Below are 17,738 nucleotides of genomic sequence, written 5' to 3'. Positions count from 1 at the left end.
ACCGACGGGGCATGGGGAAAGATCGCCTTCCACGTCGCTCATCACGCAATTCTCTGGGGGGGAAGAGTGGGGACTCGAGACTATGCGCGGATCTTCCGCCGTTCGTGGCTGCTGATCGTCGTCTTCGCGATCGTGGGCACGCTCGCGGCCTGGGCTGTGACCGCAACGACGACGCCTCGCTACTCGGCGACGAGCGCGGCGTTCGTCTCCAGTGACGCGGGCGGCACGCTCAACGAGCTCACGCAGGGCAACGCGTTCACGCAGCAGCGGGTGAACACGTACGCGAAGCTGATCACCGAGCCGATCGTCACGGAACCGGTCATCGAGGACTTCGGCCTCGACGTCTCGCCCGGAGCGTTCGCGGGCGACGTGACGGTGTCGATCCCCGTGCAGACGACGATGCTCGAGGTCACCGTGTCGGGCGAGTCGCCCGCGATCGCCGCGAGCGTCGCGAATGCGCTCATCACGAGCCTCGCCACCACGGTCGAGCAGATCGAGACCACCGCCGTCAGCAGCACGCAGGTGATGCTGGATGCCGCGGGCAATCCCGTCCTCGACGCCGCCGGGAACCCGGTGCCCTCCGAGCCCGTGCCTCCCGTGCAGATCACGCAGGTCCGCTTCGCGGAGACTCCCTCGACGCCCGTCAGCCCGAACCTCGCTCTGAACCTGGCCATCGGCCTGGCCGCCGGTCTCGCGCTCGGGGTGCTCGCTGCGATCCTCCGCGACCTGATCGACACACGACTGCGCACGCTCGACGATGTCGAAGCGGTCACGACCGCGCCGATCGTGGGAGCCATCCCGCAGGCGCCGCGGAGCAGGTCCGGCAGCATCCTCGCGGAGGACGACCCGGGCAGCCCGACGGCCGAGTCGTTCCGCATTCTCCGCACGAACCTCCAGTTCCTCGATGTCGACGGGCCCGCGACCTTCGTCGTGACCTCGCCCTCTAGCGGAGAGGGCAAGTCGACCGTCACCACGAACCTCGCCGCGTCGATCGCGGCGACCGGCGTGCGCGTGCTCGTCGTCGAGGCCGACCTGCGCCGTCCGCAGGTGCACAACTACTTCGGGGTCGAGGGCGGCGCGGGCCTGACCGACATCCTCATCGGCCGTGCCGAGCTCGCGGACGTCGTCCAGCCGTGGCGGTCGCCGAACCTCCACATCCTGGCGGCGGGGCGCATCCCGCCTAACCCCAGCGAGCTGCTGGGGTCTCACCAGATGCGCGAGCTCATGACGCAACTGCAGGAGCGGTACGACGTCGTGCTCTACGACACGCCGCCCGTGCTCCCGGTGCCCGACGCCGCGATCCTCTCCCGCACCGTCGGGGGCGTGCTTCTCGTCACGTCGATCGATCACACGCGCCGGGACGAGGTCAGAAGCGCGGTCATCGCGCTCGAGAAGATCAACGCGCGGATCTCCGGGGTGGTGGCGAACCGCCTCCCCGGCCGGGGCACGACGTCCTACCTGGCCGAGGCCTATCACTCGAGCAGCACTCCTCAGCGCGAGCCCGCGGCGGAGAGCGAGGACAACCTGTCCGACTTCGAACAGTTCTTGCGCGCCCCGGGGGGCGGGGCGCCGCTTGATCTCGACAGCCGGAAGAGCACGTTCGCGCGAAGCGGCAGACGTTCGCACCGGGGGCACGAGACGTCGCCGTAACACGACCGCTGCGCTGACCGCATAGCTGGGGAATCGATCGCTGGGGAAGATCATGGTCACGGAATCGCTGTCGCACTCGATCGTGCGCGCACCGGCAGCTCTGGATTGGCTGTCGCTCTATCGACGCACCCTCTGGGTGTCGGATGCTCTCGTCATCGCGGGGGTGATGTTCGCCACCCAGTACGTGTGGTTCAGCCTCACCGGAGAACCCGTGTCACGGCCCGTCGATGACATCGGGCCCGTCACCTACACGTGGCTGTCGACCGCCCTCATCCTCGGGTGGCTCGTCGCGCTGGCGATCTCCGGTTCCTACAGCGACCGGGTCGTCGGGATCGGCACGGCCGAGTACCGCAAGGTGATCGCCTCCGCGATCTATCTCTTCGCGATCCTCGCCGTCGTGTCCTATCTCACCTCCACTCCGATATCCCGGGGGTACCTGCTTCTCGCGTGTCCCGCCGGCACCGCGCTCCTGCTGCTCACGCGGGCGCTCTGGCGCCGGCGCCTGTGGGCGGCCCGGCGCGCGGGCGACGCGATGTCGCGGGTCCTCGTCATCGGCGACGACCAGGAGAGCGCGCGCATCATCGCGGAGCTGGGACGGATGCCGGAGGCCGGCTATCGCGTCGTGGGGGTGAGCGGACCCGGCACGCGGTCGGACTTCTCCTCCGCAGGCGTGGACGTTCCCTTCCTCGGACCGGTGCGGGACATCGACCGCATGCTGGAGATCACGGGCGCCGACACCGTGCTGGTCGCGAGCGACGCGGCGCTCTCGGCGCAGAGCGTCAAGCAGATCAGCTGGCAGCTCGAGGCGGGGCGGCAGCACCTCATCATGGTGCCGAGCCTCACCGATGTCGGGGGGCCCCGGATGCACCTGCGTCCGGTCGCCGGGTTCCCCCTCGTCCACGTGGAGACCCCGCGGTACTCGGGGCGTCAGCGCTTCGTGAAGCGATCCTTCGACGTCGTCGGCTCGGGGGCGCTGCTCCTCGTGCTCGCACCGTTGTTCGGCGTGCTCGCGCTCCTCGTGCGTCTCTCGAGCCGCGGTCCCGTCTTCTACCGGCAGGAGCGCATCGGGCAGGAGGGCGTGCCCTTCCGCATGATCAAGTTCCGCTCGATGATCCCGGACGCCGACGACATGCTCCAGCGCCTGCTGGCCGAGCAGGGCAAGGCGGGGCAGCCCCTCTTCAAGCTCGAGAACGATCCCCGCATCACGCCGATCGGACGGATCCTCCGCAAGTACTCGCTCGATGAGTTCCCGCAGCTGATCAACGTCTTCCTCGGAGACATGAGCCTGGTGGGCCCGCGCCCCCAGCGCAAGGAAGAGGTGGCGTTCTACGACTCGGCCGCCGAGCGGCGCCTCATCGTCAAACCGGGGATGAGCGGGCTCTGGCAGGTCAGCGGCCGCTCGGCGCTCTCCTGGGACGAGGCCCTGCGCCTCGACCTCTACTACGTCGAGAACTGGACCCTTCTGGGGGATGTCAGCATCCTGTTCCGCACCTTCAAGGCCGTGTTCGCTCCGGGCGACACCGCCCACTGACACCGACCGCCTCGATAACCGAACATCACAAACAAGGTCGTCGCCTGGGGGCTCCGACCACCTTCAGAGAGGAAAACGTCGTCATGTCCGACGTCAGCACCGTCGCGCCTGAAAAGGCCGACATCCCCGTCGTCATCCTGTGCGGGGGCATGGGAACACGCATCCGCGAAGCCAGCGAGAAGCTGCCCAAGCCGCTCATCGAGATCGGCGGCAAGCCGATCCTGTGGCACATCATGAAGATCTACGCCGCGAACGGATTCCGCCGATTCGTCCTCCCCCTCGGGTACAAGGGCGACCAGATCCGCGACTTCTTCCTCACCTACGGCGATCAGGGGCGCGACGTCACCGTCAACCTCGCCAGCGGAGGGTCGCCGCAGTGGTACGGCGAGGCCCAGACGGAGGACTGGGAGGTCACGCTCGTCGAGACCGGCATCGAGACCGGCACGGGAGCGCGCATCAAGCGCGTGGCCCGATACCTCGATCAGCCCTACTTCCTGCAGACATACGGCGACGGCATCGGCAACGTCGACATCGGCGCCCTCTACGCCCAGCACGTCGCGAGCGGGCTCGTCTCGACGGTCACGGGCGTGCACCCGACGAGCCGCTTCGGCGAGATGCACGTCTCGGGCGAGCGCGTGACGGAGTTCAACGAGAAGCCGACCATGGCGGACGGCTGGGTCTCCGGCGGCTTCTTCGCGCACAAGCGGGAGATGGTCGACCGCTACCTCGACGAGGACCCGGATCTGCTCCTGGAGAAGAAGCCGCTGCAGCAGCTCGCCGCCGACGGCAACCTGGGCGTCTTCACGCACGAGGGCTTCTGGATGGGCATGGACACGTACCGCGACTGGACCGAGCTCAACGGGCTCTGGGACTCCGGCGACGCGGCCTGGAAGGTGTGGGGCTGAGCATGAAGGTACTCGTCACGGGAACCGAGGGTTACCTCGGCTCCGTCCTCGCCCCCGAGCTGCTGCGCGACGGCCATGAGATCCGCGCCGTCGACACCGGCTTCTACAAGGCGGGGTGGCTCTACAACGGCGTGGACGCCACGCCGGAGACGCTGGCCAAGGACATCCGCCACGTCGAGCCGGCCGATCTGGAGGGCATCGACGCGATCGTCCACATGGCGGAGCTCTCGAACGACCCGCTCGGGCAGTTCAACCCCGGCCTGACGAAGTCCATCAACCACGAGGGATCGGTGCGCCTGGCCCGCCTGGCGAAGGATGCCGGGGTGTCCCGGTTCATCTACATGTCCTCGTGCAGCGTGTACGGCGTTGCGGACGGAGTCGTGGACGAGTCCTCCCCGGTCGACCCGCAGACGATCTACGCCGAGTGCAAGGCGATGGTGGAACGCGACGTGCTTCCGATGGCCGACGACGGTTTCTCGCCGACCTTCCTGCGCAACGCGACGGCGTTCGGCGCCTCCCCGCGCATGCGCTTCGACATCGTCCTCAACAACCTCGCGGGGCTCGCGTGGACGACGAAGCAGATCGCGATGACGAGCGACGGCACGCCGTGGCGTCCCCTCGTCCACGCGCTCGACATCGCCAAAGCGATCCGCATGACGCTGCAGGCGCCCCTCGACAGCGTGCGCGGTGAGATCTTCAACGTGGGGTCCGAGGAGCAGAACTACCAGGTGCGCGAGATCGCCGAGGTGATCGGCGAGGTGTTCCCGGGCTGCGACGTCTCCTTCGGTGAGGCGGGGGGCGACAACCGCAGCTACAAGGTCAACTTCGACCACATCCGCGAGGTGCTGCCCGGGTACGAGTGCGACTGGAACGCGCGCCGCGGCGCCGAGCAGCTGCTCGCCGTGTTCTCGTCGATCGATCTCGACGAGGCATCCTTCTCGGGCCGCGGCTTCACGCGCCTCAAGCAACTGGAGTACCTGATCCGCACGGGTCAGGTCGACGACGAGCTCTTCTGGAGGAAGCCGTGATCTTCCGCACCACCCCGATCGCGGGGGTCGCGATCATCGACCTCGAGGAGCACAGCGACGACCGCGGCTTCTTCGCGCGCTCGTTCGATCGAGCCGAGTTCGAGGCGGCGGGCCTGGACCCGCACATCGAACAGGCGAACATCTCGTACAACCACCGTGCGGGGACGCTGCGGGGGATGCACTTCCAGGTCGCTCCGAGCCCGGAGACGAAGCTGATCCGCTGCACGCGCGGAGCGATCGTCGACACGATCGTCGACATGCGGTGGGACTCCCCCACGCGCCTGCAGCACGTGTCGGTGGAGCTTTCGGCCGACAACCGCCGCGCCCTGTACGTGCCCGCGTACTTCGCTCACGGGTACCAGACCCTCGTCGACGACACGGAGGTCACCTACATGGTCTCGGGCGGCTACGCCCCGACGGCGGAGCGGGGACTGCGGCACGACGACCCCGCGCTGGGGCTGACCTGGCCGCTGCCCGTCGCGGACATCTCGGCGAAGGACGCCTCCTGGCCGCTCCTGTCGGAGTGGACGGACGAGCAGCTGGCCGCCGTGACGGGAGGGACGCCGTGATCCTCATCGACCGCGCGCTGGCTCAGCGCGAATCTGACGGGAACCCGATCGGCGTCGCGCTCGTGGGCGCCGGTTTCATGGGGCGGGGCCTGATCAATCAGATCGTCAACAGCGTTCCGGGGATGCAGATCTCGGTCGTCGTGAACCGCACCCTGGAGAAGGCCGAACGCGCCTTGCGGGACGCCGGGATCACCGACGTGCGCGTCGTGACCGACGCCGCGGGTGTGGATGCCGCGGTCGCCGCCGGCGCTGTGGCGATCACGACGGATCACCGGGCCGCGTGCAGCGCGGAATCCGTCGACGCCCTCGTCGAGGCGACGGGAGCCGTCGAGTACGGCTGCCACGTGGTGGTCGACGCGATCGCGGCGCGCAAGGACATCGTGCTCATGAACGCCGAGGTCGACGGAACCGTGGGCCCTATCCTCAGCAAGCGGGCGAAGGCCGCCGGGGTCGTGCTCACGGGGTGCGACGGCGACCAGCCGGGCGTCCAGATGAACCTCGTCCGCTTCGTCCGCGGCATCGGGCTGACCCCCCTCGTCTGCGGCAACATCAAGGGCCTCCAGGACGAGTACCGCACCCCGGCCACGCAGGCGGCGTTCGCCGCGAAGTGGGGTCAGGACCCGTACATGGTCACGAGCTTCGCCGACGGCACGAAGGTGTCGTTCGAGCAGGCGATCGTCGCCAATGCCACCGGCATGAGCGTCGAGCGTCGCGGCATGCGCGGCGCCGATCACTCCGGTCACGTCGACGAGCTCACGGGCGCGTACGACGTGGAGGAGCTCGAGCGGCAGGGCGGCGTCGTCGACTACGTCGTGGGCGCGCAGCCCGGGCCCGGCGTCTTCGTGCTCGCGACGCACGACGACCCGAAGCAGCGTCACTACCTGAACCTGTACAAGCTCGGCGAAGGTCCGCTCTACAGCTTCTACACGCCCTATCACCTCTGCCACTTCGAAGTGCCGAACACCGTCGCCCGCGCGGTCGAGTTCCGCGACGCGGCGCTCGAGCCGCTCGGTGCGCCCACCGTGGAGGTCGTGACGGTCGCCAAGTCGGATCTGCCGGCCGGCACGGTCCTCGACGGCCTCGGCGGCTTCCACACCTACGGCGTCGCCGAGCGGGCCGACACCACGGCGGCACAGGAGCTGCTGCCGATCGGGGTCGCCGAGGGATGCCGCACGCTGCGCGACATCGCGAAGGACGAGGTGCTCACCTACGCCGACGTCGAGCTGCCCGAGGGCCGCCTCGTCGACGCTCTCCGCGCGGAACAGGCGGCAGAGCTGCCCGCCGCTCTCCAGCGGGCCTGACCACCCCGGCGGGCGGGATCTTGGGGGCCGAAAGGTGTCCCGCCCGCCGGGGAGACCCCCTCGCGCGTCATCGCGCGTCGAGCTGGGCGAGGAAGTCGTCCGCCATCGATGCCTGTTCGCGCAGACGATCGCGCCGACGCTGCGCCTCCGCGCGGATCTCGTCGAGCTCGGCGCGCTTCGCCGCATCGTGCGGGTCGGCCGCGAGGGCGTCGACGACGCGGAGGACCGCACCCATCTCCTCGAGCGTGTAGCCGAGCGGCTTCATGCGGCGGATGACGAGCAGACGGGCGAGGTCCTGCTCCGTGTAGAGCCGGAAGCCGCCCTCGGTGCGCGCGGACGGTTTGAGAAGCCCCACCTCGTCGTAATGGCGGATGGTACGCAGCGACATCTCGGCACGCTCGGCGAGCTCGCCGATCTGCATCACCTCGTCGGACACGAGTCCTCCTCCGCCGCCGATCGCGGCAAACCTCACGTTTGGGTAGAGTTGTCCCGGGGCGCGCTCTCCGCGCCCCGATCCCTCATTCTCCTCCGTCGCATCGTTGCGACCGGTCGGCGCGCGCATCCGCGCCGAACCTCGCGAACCTCTTCCGCCCGCACGTCCCAGGAGCGCACATGACAGCCCTCACCCCCGCACGCGAGAACGCATCCCGCTACCGCATCGAGCCGACCGTGATGCAGGCGCTGCGCACCCCGCGCCTGCTGACCCGCGAGGTGCTGGCCGGTCTCGTGGTCGCGCTCGCCCTCATCCCCGAGGCGATCGCCTTCTCGATCATCGCCGGCGTCGATCCCCGAGTGGGCCTGTTCTCCTCCTTCGTCATGGCCGTTGCGATCGCCTTCGTCGGCGGCAGGCCCGCGATGATCACCGCCGCCACCGGGGCGATCGCCCTGGTCATCGCCCCGGTGGCACGCGAATACGGCATGGACTACCTCATCGCGACCGTGCTGCTGGGCGGCCTCCTGCAGATCGTGCTCGCCCTGCTGGGCGTCGCGAAGCTCATGCGCTTCATCCCCCGATCCGTCATGGTCGGCTTCGTCAACGCGCTCGCGATCCTCATCTTCACGTCGCAGCTTCCGCAGCTGATCGGCGTGCCATGGCTCGTCTACCCGCTGGTCGCCGCCGGGCTGCTGATCATGATCGTCATGCCGCGGCTGACCAAGGTCGTTCCCGCGCCTCTCGTCGCCATCGTCCTGGTCACCGCCGCCGTCGTCGTCTTCGCCTTCCAGGTGCCCGACGTCGGGGGCGAGGGCGAGCTGCCGCGCAGCCTCCCCGAGCTGTTCATCCCGCAGGTGCCCCTCACGCTCGAGACGCTGCAGATCATCGCACCCTATGCGCTGGGTGTCGCCGTCGTCGGCCTCATCGAGTCCCTCCTGACGGCGAAGCTCGTCGACGACATCACCGACACGCACTCGCGCAAGACCCGCGAGGCGTGGGGCCAGGGCGTCGCGAACGTTCTCTCGGGCGCGTTCGGCGGCATGGGCGGTTGCGCGATGATCGGCCAGACCATGATCAACGTCAAGGCCTCGGGCGCGCGCACGCGCATCTCCACCTTCCTCGCGGGCGTCTTCCTGCTCATCCTGGTGGTCGCGCTGGGCGACATCGTCGCGATCATCCCCATGGCCGCCCTCGTCGCCGTCATGATCATGGTGTCGGTCGCGACCTTCGACTGGCACAGCATCCACCCCGCGACCCTCAGGCGCATGCCGCTGAGCGAGACCGCCGTCATGGTCATCACCGTCGTGGCGACGGTGATGACGCACAACCTCGCGATCGGCGTCATCCTCGGCGCGCTGACCGCCATGGTGCTCTTCGCCCGCCGGGTCGCCCACTTCGTCACCGTGACGCGTACGATCGCGGAGGACGAGAGCGTCCCCACCGCCTACTACGCCGTCGACGGCGAGCTCTTCTTCGCCTCCAGCAACGACCTCACGACGCAGTTCGACTACGCCGGCGACCCCGACCGGATCGTCATCGACATGTCACGCTCGCACGTCTGGGACGCCTCCACCGTCGCCGCCCTCGACGCGATCGTGAACAAGTACGAGCGCCACGGCAAGCGGGTCGTCATCGAGGGCATGAACGAGACCGCCTCCGCCTTCCACGGGCGCCTCTCCGGCGGCCTCGGCGCCGGGCACTGACGGCGGGCACCGGCGCGGTGCCACCGGCTCAGCCGACGCGCTGACCGCGCCGCGCGATGCCGAGGAGCTCCTCCAGGGATGCCGCGGACACCTCCGTGGCGAAGCGCTCCACGAACACCCGCCGAAGCCGGGCGCCGAGCGCCACCGGATCGGCCGCGCGGATGCGTGCCGCGACCGCCGCGGCATCCGTCCAGTCCGTCACGGGAATGTAGGAGCCGGCGCAGTACTCCTCGATCACCGGCGTAGGCGTGGCCACGAGGCCGACACCGAAGGCCGCCGCCTCGACGATCTTGGACGGCAGCTGATTGCGTGCGGCACTCGAGGCCGGGTCCTGCGGCACGAGCGTGAAGTCGATATCGGCGTAGACCTCGCGCAGCGTGGCGTCGTTGCCGATCGAGTGCCACAGGGCTCCGCCGCTGTCGGGTCGGAACGAGCCGCTGAAGCTGGAGAACTCGATCTCGGGCATCGCGCGCACCAGGTCGAGGATGCGGTCGGCGCCCTTGTGCGGCCGCACCGTGCCGAGGTAGGCCAGGCGCAGCGGCCCGGGCCGCCGCGACGACCGCTCGGGAAGCAGCCAGCCCGTGGGCCGCGCGTGCGGGATGATCGTCGACGTGCGGCGCGGATGCGGGCGCTCGGCGTAGGTGTCCCGCAGCGTGGCGCTGGAGAAGCTGTAGGCGTCCGCGGCCTCGGCGGTGCGGCGTTGTGCCCGCGCCACCTGCAGCGGCGACTTGCGATGCAGCACGTTGAGATGGACGGCGGTCTTGACCGAGGCGTTCGCCTGCTCGCGCATGAGACTCACGTCGTCGTCGTCGAAGTCGGCGATCACCGTGACCCGCGGCGTCCCCGCGACGGCACGCGCGATGCGGTCGAGGGGCGAGAGCCCCTTCGAGATCCACACCACCACGGGCTCATGACGCGCGGCGTTCCGGATGCGGTGGATCAACGGATCGAGTCGGTGCGGCGAGAACCGGTGAAGCGGCAGATCGAAGTGGCGCGCGCCCGTCCAGGCCGGGCCGTCGTCGAGCGCCCACAGCTCGACCTCGCCCACTTCCGCCGCGACGAGGCTCAGGCTGATCGCGCGCCCCAGCGAGTTTGTCACGGCGGACTCCGCCAACGTGAAGGTGATCATGCGGTTCCCCCAGAACCCCTGCGGCGGCGTCCCCCATGCACGCCGACCCCGCAACAATAGCGCGCTCCGGGGGCGCACGTACAGGGAGCGCCCGGACGCGCTTCATCCCGGCTGGGAACGAGCCCTGCGCGGTGTCGGGAGCCCGACGTACACTAGGCGGGCCGCGCGCTCCGCCCGCCCGCGCGCACTCGAACGATGAGCATCTCACCCGCCCTTCTCGACGCGCCGCCCAGCGCCTCCGCATCGCCGGCTCACGGCCCAGCGGCGGCGCCGTCAGCCGTGCCGCGATACGCCGGGCTCGACGGGCTGCGCGCGGTCGCGGTCGCCCTCGTCGTGGCGTATCACCTGTTTCCCGGCCTCGGCGTGCGCCAGGGGTTCATCGGCGTCGACGTCTTCTTCGTCATCAGCGGCTTCCTCATCACCTCGCTCCTCCTGCGCGAGACCTCCCGCACCGGCCGGATACGCCTCGGCGAATTCTGGCGGCGCCGCGCTCGTCGGCTGATCCCCGCCATCGTCGTGCTCATCCTGGTCTGCGCCTCGTGGGCGTGGCTGCAGGGCGGCGACGCCCTGGTGGGCCTCGGCAGGCAGGTGCTCGGCGCCCTGACGTTCAGCTACAACTGGCTCTCGATCGAAGCGGGGACGGGTTACTTCCAGGAGGGCACCCCCGAGCTCTTCCGCAATCTCTGGTCCCTCGCGGTCGAGGAGCAGTTCTACGTCATCTGGCCCCTCCTGCTGCCGGCGGTGCTGCTCCTGCGGGCGCGGTGGGCGCGGGGCGCGATCGCGGTCCTCGCCGCGGGGGCCTCCGCGGGGTGGATGGCCGTCCTCGTCGCCGGCGGTGCAGATCCCACGCGGGCGTACTTCGGAACCGACACGCACGGCTTCGGCATCCTGCTCGGCGTCGCGCTGGCCTTCATCGCGGAGCGCGCGCTCTCAGCGCCGCGACCGTGGATGTCGCACGCAGCGGTTCGGATCGGCATGAGCGGATTCGCCGCCCTCGCCCTCGCCGCCCTGCTCCTGCTCGCCACGCTGCAGCCCACGCTCGGAACGGCGACGTTCCCGGGCGCGCTCGCGGCCGCCAGCCTGCTCTCGGCCGTCGCCATCGCGGGGGCCGTCTGGCCCGGTTCGCTCTTCGGCAGGGCCATCGACGCCTCTCCCCTGCGGTGGGTCGGCGAGCGCTCCTTCGGGATCTACCTCTGGCATTGGCCGCTCCTCGTGCTCCTGCTGCCCGCGGCGGCCGCCGACGCCGAGGGGGTGCCCGCCTGGATCGGCGGCACGGCGCTCGCACTCACGCTGGCCGCCTCCTGGGCCTCCTATCGGTGGGTGGAGCAGCCCGTTCGCAGGCTCGGCTACCGCGGCTGCCTGCGCAGACTTCGGGCGCGCCTCGGCGGCGCTCCGCTCACGCGCCTCTCCGCCGTGCTGACGATCCTCGTCATCTGCGCCGGCACCGCCGCGACCACCGCGGGCATCGCGGCCGCCCCCGCCCGGTCCTCCGGCGAGGCGGCGGTCTTCGCCGGTCAGGCAGCGCTTCGGCAGCCCGGATCAGTCGGCGATCGCGTCCCCGGCACGTCGACGCAGCCGCGCCCGCCGCTGGCGCCGACCCCGGCGGGATCGCCCACGGCGGCACCGCAGCCCGTCGCGATCGCCGGCGACCAGGTCACGGCCGTGGGCGACTCGGTCATGCTCGCCTCGGCAGGCGGCCTGATGGATCGCCTGCCCGGTATCCAGGTGGATGCCGCGGTGTCGCGCTCGATGCATGCCGCTCCCGCCATCCTCGAGTCCCTCTCCGGATCGGGGCAGCTCCGGCCCTTCGTGGTGCTCGCCCTGGGCACCAACGGGCCCGTCGACGATGCCGCTCTCTCGCGGGCGGCGGACATCGCCGGCCCCGATCGCACCCTCGTCCTCGTCAACGCCTACGCACCGCGCGACTGGATCCCCGGCGTCAACTCCGACCTCGAGGCTTTCGCGGCGACCCGCGAGAACGTCGTCATCGCCGACTGGTCGGCCACGGCGGCGGCGCATACGGACCTGCTGGCGGGCGACCGCATCCACCCCGGGCAGGCCGGTGGGCGACTCTTCGCCGAAACGGTCGCGTCGGCGGTGCAGGGAGCGGAGGACGCACGCGCCCAGAGGGAGTTCGAGCGCGCGCAGCTTCGGTCCGCGCTCGCGACCCGCCTCGTCGTCGGCGACGAATAGCCCGCGGGCCGGCGCACGACAGAGGAGGGCCCGCGCTCCTCTCGGATGCGCGGGCCCTCCTCTGTGCGGAGGCCGACGATTACTTCTCGGCGTTCTCCTCGGCCACGACCTCGTCGGCCTGCTCGGCGGCCACGGCGGCCTCCTCTGCTGCGGCCTGGTCGGCGGCGGTCTCGCCCTCGGCGGCCTCGCCCTCGGCCGGTGCCTCGGCGGGCTCCTCTGCCACGGGCTCCGCGGCGGGGGCCGCGACGGCGCTCTTCTTCGACGACTTCACCTTCGGGGTGACGGGCTCGAGGACGAGCTCGATCACGGCCATGGGGGCGTTGTCGCCCTTGCGGTTCCCGACCTTCGTGATGCGCGTGTAGCCGCCTTCACGGTCGGCCACGAGCGGCGCGATCTCGGTGAAGAGGACGTGCACGACCTCACGGTCGCCGATGACGCTCAGAACGCGGCGGCGCGCGTGCAGGTCGCCGCGCTTGGCGAACGTGATCAGGCGCTCGGCGAGGGGCCGCAGGCGCTTCGCCTTCGTCTCCGTCGTCTTGATCGAGCGGTGCGTGAACAGGGCCGCCGCGAGGTTGGCAAGCAGCAGGCGCTCGTGTGCGGGGCCGCCTCCGAGGCGGGGACCCTTCGTGGGCTTGGGCATTTCTCAGTTACTCCAGGGGTTCTCAGTCGGGTGTGCGGGCCGCTCAGGCGGTCTCGTCGTCGTAGCCGCCGTAGAAGGACGCACCGTCGAACCCGGGGACCGAGTCCTTCAGCGACAGGCCCAGCGAGACGAGCTTGTCGCGCACCTCGTCGACCGACTTCTGACCGAAGTTGCGGATGTTCATCAGCTGCGTCTCGGAGAGGGCGACCAGCTCCGAGACCGTGTTGATGCCCTCGCGCTTGAGGCAGTTGTACGAGCGGACCGACAGGTCGAGGTCCTCGATCGGCATCGACAGCTCGTTCGAGAGCACGGTCTCGACCGGCGCGGGGCCGATCTCGATGCCTTCGGCCTCCACGTTGAGCTCGCGGGCGAGGCCGAAGAGCTCCGTGAGGGTGCGGCCGGCCGACGCGACGGCGTCGCGGGGCGCGATCGACGGCTTGGACTCGACGTCCAGCACGAGCTTGTCGAAGTCGGTGCGCTCGCCGGCACGCGTCGCCTCGACGCGGTAGCTCACCTTGAGCACGGGCGAGTAGATCGAGTCCACGGGGATCTGGCCGGCTTCGGCGTACTCGTTGCGGTTCTGGGTCGCCGAGACGTAGCCGCGGCCGCGCTCGATCGTCAGCTCGAGCTCGAACTTGGCGGTGTCGTTGAGCGTCGCGATGACGAGCTCCGGGTTGTGCACCTCGACGCCGGCCGGCGCGGAGATGTCGGCCGCCGTGACCTCGCCCGAACCGGTCTTGCGCAGGTAGGCGGTGATGGGCTCGTCGCGCTCCGAGGAGACGACGAGCTGCTTGATGTTGAGGATGATCTCGGTGACATCCTCCTTCACACCCGGGATGGTGGTGAATTCGTGGAGCACGCCGTCGATGCGGATGCTCGTGACCGCCGCGCCGGGGATGGAGGACAGCAGGCTGCGGCGCAGCGCGTTGCCGATCGTGTAACCGAAGCCCGGCTCCAGCGGCTCGATGACGAACCGGCTGCGGAACTCCGAGATCTTCTCCTCGGTGAGGGTGGGACGCTGTGCGATGAGCACGGTGTGATCCTTTCGGCTAAGTGCCCGCTATATGACACTTATGGATGAGGTGTTGAGTTTTTGCTCGGGCGGAGGCCCGGCCGCGGGGCGACCGTGGGCTGCCGCGGAAGATTCGCGGGGCGCGACGGCGGGGCCGGGACCGCCTCGCGGCATCCCGGCCCGGCACGTCAGACGCGGCGGCGCTTGGGGGGACGGCAGCCGTTGTGCGCCTGCGGCGTCACGTCCTGGATGGACCCGACCTCGAGGCCGGCGGCGGTCAGCGAGCGAATCGCGGTCTCGCGGCCCGAGCCGGGGCCCTTCACGAAGACGTCGACCTTCTTCACTCCGTGCTCCTGCGCCTGGCGGGCGGCGGACTCGGCCGCCATGCCGGCGGCGTACGGCGTCGACTTGCGCGAGCCCTTGAAGCCCACGCCGCCCGAGGACGCCCAGCTGATGACGGCGCCCGACGGGTCGGTGATCGAGACGATCGTGTTGTTGAACGTCGACTTGATGTGGGCCTGGCCCACCGCGATGTTCTTCTTCTCCTTGCGACGCGGCTTGCGCGCGGCGCTCTTGGCCTGTGCCATGTGTCTTCTCTCCTAAACCTGGGGCGCGCTTACTTGCGGCCGGCCTTCTTCTTGCCGGCGACGGTGCGCTTGGGGCCCTTGCGGGTACGCGCGTTCGTCTTCGTGCGCTGGCCGCGCACGGGAAGGCCGCGGCGGTGGCGCAGGCCCTCGTAGGAGCCGATCTCGACCTTGCGGCGGATGTCGGCGGCGACCTCGCGGCGGAGGTCGCCCTCCACCTTGTAGGTGGCCTCGATGTGGTCGCGGAGGGCGACGAGCTGGTCGTCCGAGAGGTCCTTGACGCGGACGTCGGGATCGATGCCCGTCGCGGCGAGGATCTCGTTCGAGCGGGTACGGCCCACGCCGTAGATGTAGGTCAGGGCGATGACCACGCGCTTATCGCGCGGGATGTCGACGCCGGCAAGACGTGCCATGCGGCTCTCCTAGGAGTGTCGTGGAGGTGTGGAGCAGGATCGGTGCCCGGGCCTCCGCCCCGGGGTGTCCCCCGCACGGATGCGGGATCTGAAACTGCCGGATGTGTTGTGTTCAGTTGTCCGTGTGCGAGCCGCGACGAGCGCGGCGGTCTCAGCCCTGGCGCTGCTTGTGGCGCGGGTTGGACTTGCAGATCACCATGACGCGGCCGTGGCGACGGATCACCTTGCAGTGATCGCAGATCGGCTTGACCGAGGGGTTGACCTTCATGTGCTTCTCTTTCGCTGTCTTCGTGCCGTCGGTCCGTTCCGCGGGCGCGGAGCGGCGATGACGGCCGTTACTTCTCGACCGGGTCTAGCGGTAGCGGTAGACGATGCGGCCGCGGGTGAGGTCGTAGGGCGAGAGCTCCACGACAACGCGGTCCTCGGGGATGATGCGGATGTAGTTCTGCCGCATCTTTCCCGAGATCGTCGCGAGGACCTTGTGTCCGTTGCTCAGCTCAACGCGGAACATCGCGTTGGGAAGCGCCTCGGAGATCACGCCCTCGATCTCGATGACACCGTCTTTCTTGGCCATACACTCGCTTACGCTGGGCAGACCGGTCGGTCTGCGGATGAATGGGATGGGTGGCGCCCCGCTCAGCTCGCCGTGTCGATCGGACACGCCGAGAGAAGGCGCAAGGCACCAAAGATCTATGGTATCCCACGCGACCGGCCCTGTCCACCGCTGCCGGTGGCGGGCGACCCGGTTCAGCGGCGGTTGCGGCGCCACCCGAGGATCGCAAGGGCGCCGCCCGCGACGAGCACGGCGATCGCGACGATCCACAGCCACCACACGGGCGTCGACCCCGTGGGCGGCAGCGTCTGCTCGAAGACGTTCCGCACCGTCACGATCTGCTCGGATGCCGCGGCATCCGTCACGACGAACGACGCCGGCGTGATGCTCGGCTCGCGCCACCATCCCCCCGCTCGCGATGGCGGCTCCGCCTGGGACACGGCGCAAGTCGCGCCGATCGGCGCGGCGAAGGGCCCCGCGCGCCCCTCGCCGGCCGTCGCCCACGATCCGGCCGCGACGACCGATCCCGCGACCTCGCACGCCCACACCCCGGAGAACGCCGCAGCCGCGGCATCCGTCCCCCCTCCGCCCGAGACGGACGTGACGATGGCGAAACCGGAGACCGCCACCGCGTTGGTGACCGTCAGGGAGACCTGCGGGACACCGGTCGGCGGCGGCACGACGAACGTGACAGGCTCTCCGGCCGGCGTCCCGTCGACGCTCCACGCCGGGTCCCGCCATGCGAAGCCGGCAGGCAGGGCCGAGGCGAGCTCGGCCACGGTGCACACCGACCCCACCGGCAGGCCCTCTACGCGGACGGGCTCCGCGGGCGTGACGGTCCACACCTCGAGTCGGACACCGAGCCGGCCCGGGACCTCGCACGAGACGAGGCCCGAGAAGCGCGCGTCGGGCGGCACGAACCCGGCCCCGTCGCCGAGCAGCTTGCGCACATCGACGTATCCCTCGTCGAGCGGGGGGATCGGTGGAGTCACCTCGCACTCGAAAGGCGGCAGGACGAACGGGTAGTTGTGCAGCTCGTTGCCGACGCCGTCGACGACGAGGTTGCCGCCGATGTAGACCCGCCCGTTCGCCGACGCGGTGATCCGGGCGGAGCCGGCGGGCACCAGCAGCGATCCGAGCACCTGGCTCGAGCCGGCGATGTCCACCTGCCCCGCGTCCGGGAGGTTCCACAGCGTACGGGCCGCGACGGCGCCGAACAGCGGCGACGTCAGGTCGTCGGCGCGTACGCCGTCGTCGGCGTAGTAGGTGTGCAGCATCGTGACCCGGCCGGAACCGGTGACCGTGATGATCACGGCGGCATCCGAAGCGATGTCCTCGAAATAGATCTCGGAGACGGCGTTCGCCTGCGAGCCGGTGATCGTGAACATCTCGGTCGCCCCCGCGGTGCCGGACCCCGTGAACGTCACCCGGTTGCCCGAGACCGCGCCGGGGGTGGCTGCCGCGGCCGCCCAGTCCGCCGACTGAGTCGCCATCGCCCCGCCCCACGCGGCGAAGACGCCGAGCGCGTCGGCTGCTCCGAGACCGGCGTGCAGTCCGCCGTTGTTGAGCTCGTAGCGCGGCGACGGGAACGCGGGCGACGCGGACCCACCGACCTCGACGTTGCCACCCAGAAGGGTCGTCCCGGCGTCGTCGAAAGCGAGAGCACCGACATCCAGCACCGTCGTCGGCCCGACCATCAGGTCGCCGCCCACGAGCAGCATCTCGTCGCCGGAGCTCGGCCGCACGTTGGATCCGACGCCGACCGAGCCGACGTTGACGCGACCGCTCTCGCGGGTGAATGCCGCGTCGCCCGTCACCACGACGAGACCCTCGATCTCGGCCGCGGAGCCCTCGGCGCGCAGATCGCCGCCCACGAACACCGAGACGTTGTTGTCCGTCCACAGCTCGTTGGTGTTGCCGGGCGGGGGGAGGGTTCCGTCGGGGCACTCCCCCGGCACGGCGTGCGCCGTCGGGGCGGATGCCGGGGCCGCCGCCCACACGCCTCCCACGCCCGCCGCGAGGGCGACCGCCATCGCGGCGCCCACCGCTCGTCGTGCCCGCGTCGTGGCGTGCGGCATCCGCGCCCCCTTCGTC

Annotated in this window: 17 protein-coding genes; 8 read left to right on the top strand and 9 right to left on the bottom strand. The window is 70.2% G+C overall.

Annotation, left to right across the window (positions count from 1 at the left end; all coding sequences use genetic code 11):
* Positions 1-66 precede the first annotated feature (66 nt).
* From ACIGCK_RS13615 to ACIGCK_RS13590, 6 genes are all read left to right on the top strand, one after another.
* The gene (locus ACIGCK_RS13615; protein WP_396666787.1) at positions 67-1,650 is read left to right on the top strand and encodes a polysaccharide biosynthesis tyrosine autokinase; all 1,584 of its coding nucleotides are present in this window, start codon (positions 67-69) and stop codon (positions 1,648-1,650) included.
* A 52-nt stretch (positions 1,651-1,702) separates the two neighbouring features.
* A complete protein-coding gene (locus ACIGCK_RS13610; RefSeq protein ID WP_396666786.1) occupies positions 1,703-3,181 on the top strand; it encodes a sugar transferase in 1,479 nt (492 codons plus the stop codon).
* An 83-nt stretch (positions 3,182-3,264) separates the two neighbouring features.
* A complete protein-coding gene (locus ACIGCK_RS13605) occupies positions 3,265-4,086 on the top strand; it encodes a sugar phosphate nucleotidyltransferase (RefSeq protein ID WP_396666785.1) in 822 nt (273 codons plus the stop codon).
* Positions 4,087-4,088: 2 nt separating this feature from the next.
* The gene (locus ACIGCK_RS13600) at positions 4,089-5,114 is read left to right on the top strand and encodes an NAD-dependent epimerase/dehydratase family protein (RefSeq protein WP_396666784.1); all 1,026 of its coding nucleotides are present in this window, start codon (positions 4,089-4,091) and stop codon (positions 5,112-5,114) included.
* Entirely contained in the window at positions 5,111-5,683 is a 573-nt protein-coding gene (gene rfbC, locus ACIGCK_RS13595) for a dTDP-4-dehydrorhamnose 3,5-epimerase (protein WP_396666783.1), read from the top strand. Before ACIGCK_RS13600 ends, rfbC begins: the two co-directional genes overlap by 4 nt.
* A complete protein-coding gene (locus tag ACIGCK_RS13590; protein WP_396666782.1) occupies positions 5,680-6,984 on the top strand; it encodes an NAD(P)H-dependent oxidoreductase in 1,305 nt (434 codons plus the stop codon). Before rfbC ends, ACIGCK_RS13590 begins: the two co-directional genes overlap by 4 nt.
* A gap of 67 nt (positions 6,985-7,051) precedes the next feature.
* Here the strand turns inward: ACIGCK_RS13590 and ACIGCK_RS13585 are convergent, their stop codons facing one another.
* Complete coding sequence (locus ACIGCK_RS13585) at positions 7,052-7,405, bottom strand: MerR family transcriptional regulator (protein ID WP_396666836.1); 354 nt, start codon at positions 7,403-7,405, stop codon at positions 7,052-7,054.
* Positions 7,406-7,596: 191 nt separating this feature from the next.
* On the opposite strand from ACIGCK_RS13585, the gene ACIGCK_RS13580 reads away from it, so the two are divergent.
* Positions 7,597-9,120, top strand: coding sequence for a SulP family inorganic anion transporter (locus tag ACIGCK_RS13580; RefSeq protein WP_396666781.1), 1,524 nt, complete (start codon positions 7,597-7,599; stop codon positions 9,118-9,120).
* Positions 9,121-9,148: 28 nt separating this feature from the next.
* On the opposite strand, the gene ACIGCK_RS13575 is transcribed toward ACIGCK_RS13580, so the two are convergent.
* The gene (locus ACIGCK_RS13575; RefSeq protein WP_396666780.1) at positions 9,149-10,249 is read right to left on the bottom strand and encodes a hypothetical protein; all 1,101 of its coding nucleotides are present in this window, start codon (positions 10,247-10,249) and stop codon (positions 9,149-9,151) included.
* A 195-nt stretch (positions 10,250-10,444) separates the two neighbouring features.
* On the opposite strand from ACIGCK_RS13575, the gene ACIGCK_RS13570 reads away from it, so the two are divergent.
* A complete protein-coding gene (locus ACIGCK_RS13570) occupies positions 10,445-12,442 on the top strand; it encodes an acyltransferase family protein (RefSeq protein ID WP_396666779.1) in 1,998 nt (665 codons plus the stop codon).
* A gap of 79 nt (positions 12,443-12,521) precedes the next feature.
* Here the strand turns inward: ACIGCK_RS13570 and rplQ are convergent, their stop codons facing one another.
* The 7 genes from rplQ to ACIGCK_RS13535 form a co-directional block, all read right to left on the bottom strand.
* Positions 12,522-13,082, bottom strand: coding sequence for a 50S ribosomal protein L17 (rplQ, locus tag ACIGCK_RS13565; protein WP_396666778.1), 561 nt, complete (start codon positions 13,080-13,082; stop codon positions 12,522-12,524).
* Between the two features lie 43 nt (positions 13,083-13,125).
* Positions 13,126-14,115: a DNA-directed RNA polymerase subunit alpha gene (locus ACIGCK_RS13560; RefSeq protein ID WP_330170418.1), complete on the bottom strand. Its 990-nt coding sequence runs from the start codon at positions 14,113-14,115 to the stop codon at positions 13,126-13,128.
* A gap of 167 nt (positions 14,116-14,282) precedes the next feature.
* Complete coding sequence (gene rpsK / locus ACIGCK_RS13555) at positions 14,283-14,681, bottom strand: 30S ribosomal protein S11 (RefSeq protein ID WP_013583990.1); 399 nt, start codon at positions 14,679-14,681, stop codon at positions 14,283-14,285.
* Positions 14,682-14,710: 29 nt separating this feature from the next.
* Positions 14,711-15,091 (bottom strand): 30S ribosomal protein S13, encoded by a 381-nt coding sequence (gene rpsM / locus ACIGCK_RS13550; protein ID WP_396666777.1) that lies wholly within the window; start codon positions 15,089-15,091, stop codon positions 14,711-14,713.
* A 151-nt stretch (positions 15,092-15,242) separates the two neighbouring features.
* Positions 15,243-15,359, bottom strand: coding sequence for a 50S ribosomal protein L36 (gene rpmJ, locus ACIGCK_RS13545; RefSeq protein WP_005050492.1), 117 nt, complete (start codon positions 15,357-15,359; stop codon positions 15,243-15,245).
* Between the two features lie 84 nt (positions 15,360-15,443).
* Positions 15,444-15,665 carry a translation initiation factor IF-1 gene (gene infA / locus ACIGCK_RS13540; RefSeq protein WP_017201569.1) on the bottom strand — a complete coding sequence of 74 codons (222 nt, stop codon included), beginning with the start codon at positions 15,663-15,665 and terminating at the stop codon, positions 15,444-15,446.
* A gap of 173 nt (positions 15,666-15,838) precedes the next feature.
* Positions 15,839-17,722, bottom strand: coding sequence for a choice-of-anchor A family protein (locus ACIGCK_RS13535; RefSeq protein ID WP_396666776.1), 1,884 nt, complete (start codon positions 17,720-17,722; stop codon positions 15,839-15,841).
* Between the last annotated feature and the right edge of the window lie 16 nt (positions 17,723-17,738).

The sequence above is a fragment of the Microbacterium sp. NPDC078428 genome (assembly GCF_044542535.1).
Taxonomy (GTDB): Bacteria; Actinomycetota; Actinomycetes; order Actinomycetales; family Microbacteriaceae; genus Microbacterium; species Microbacterium limosum.
Note: the sequence above shows the minus strand (reverse complement) of the source record. Positions and strands in the feature narration are given on the sequence as shown.

What these genes read in the sequence shown, in the direction of transcription:
- ACIGCK_RS13610 (WP_396666786.1), top strand. Translation starts at nt 1,703, where the DNA reads ATGGTCACGGAATCGCTGTCGCACTCGATCGTGCGCGCACCGGCAGCT.
- ACIGCK_RS13605 (WP_396666785.1), top strand. Translation starts at nt 3,265, where the DNA reads ATGTCCGACGTCAGCACCGTCGCGCCTGAAAAGGCCGACATCCCCGTC.
- ACIGCK_RS13600 (WP_396666784.1), top strand. Translation starts at nt 4,089, where the DNA reads ATGAAGGTACTCGTCACGGGAACCGAGGGTTACCTCGGCTCCGTCCTC.
- ACIGCK_RS13585 (WP_396666836.1), bottom strand. Translation starts at nt 7,405, where the DNA reads ATGCAGATCGGCGAGCTCGCCGAGCGTGCCGAGATGTCGCTGCGTACC.
- ACIGCK_RS13580 (WP_396666781.1), top strand. Translation starts at nt 7,597, where the DNA reads ATGACAGCCCTCACCCCCGCACGCGAGAACGCATCCCGCTACCGCATC.
- ACIGCK_RS13575 (WP_396666780.1), bottom strand. Translation starts at nt 10,249, where the DNA reads ATGATCACCTTCACGTTGGCGGAGTCCGCCGTGACAAACTCGCTGGGG.
- ACIGCK_RS13570 (WP_396666779.1), top strand. Translation starts at nt 10,445, where the DNA reads ATGAGCATCTCACCCGCCCTTCTCGACGCGCCGCCCAGCGCCTCCGCA.
- rplQ (WP_396666778.1), bottom strand. Translation starts at nt 13,082, where the DNA reads ATGCCCAAGCCCACGAAGGGTCCCCGCCTCGGAGGCGGCCCCGCACAC.
- rpsK (WP_013583990.1), bottom strand. Translation starts at nt 14,681, where the DNA reads ATGGCACAGGCCAAGAGCGCCGCGCGCAAGCCGCGTCGCAAGGAGAAG.
- rpsM (WP_396666777.1), bottom strand. Translation starts at nt 15,091, where the DNA reads ATGGCACGTCTTGCCGGCGTCGACATCCCGCGCGATAAGCGCGTGGTC.
- rpmJ (WP_005050492.1), bottom strand. Translation starts at nt 15,359, where the DNA reads ATGAAGGTCAACCCCTCGGTCAAGCCGATCTGCGATCACTGCAAGGTG.
- infA (WP_017201569.1), bottom strand. Translation starts at nt 15,665, where the DNA reads ATGGCCAAGAAAGACGGTGTCATCGAGATCGAGGGCGTGATCTCCGAG.
- ACIGCK_RS13535 (WP_396666776.1), bottom strand. Translation starts at nt 17,722, where the DNA reads ATGCCGCACGCCACGACGCGGGCACGACGAGCGGTGGGCGCCGCGATG.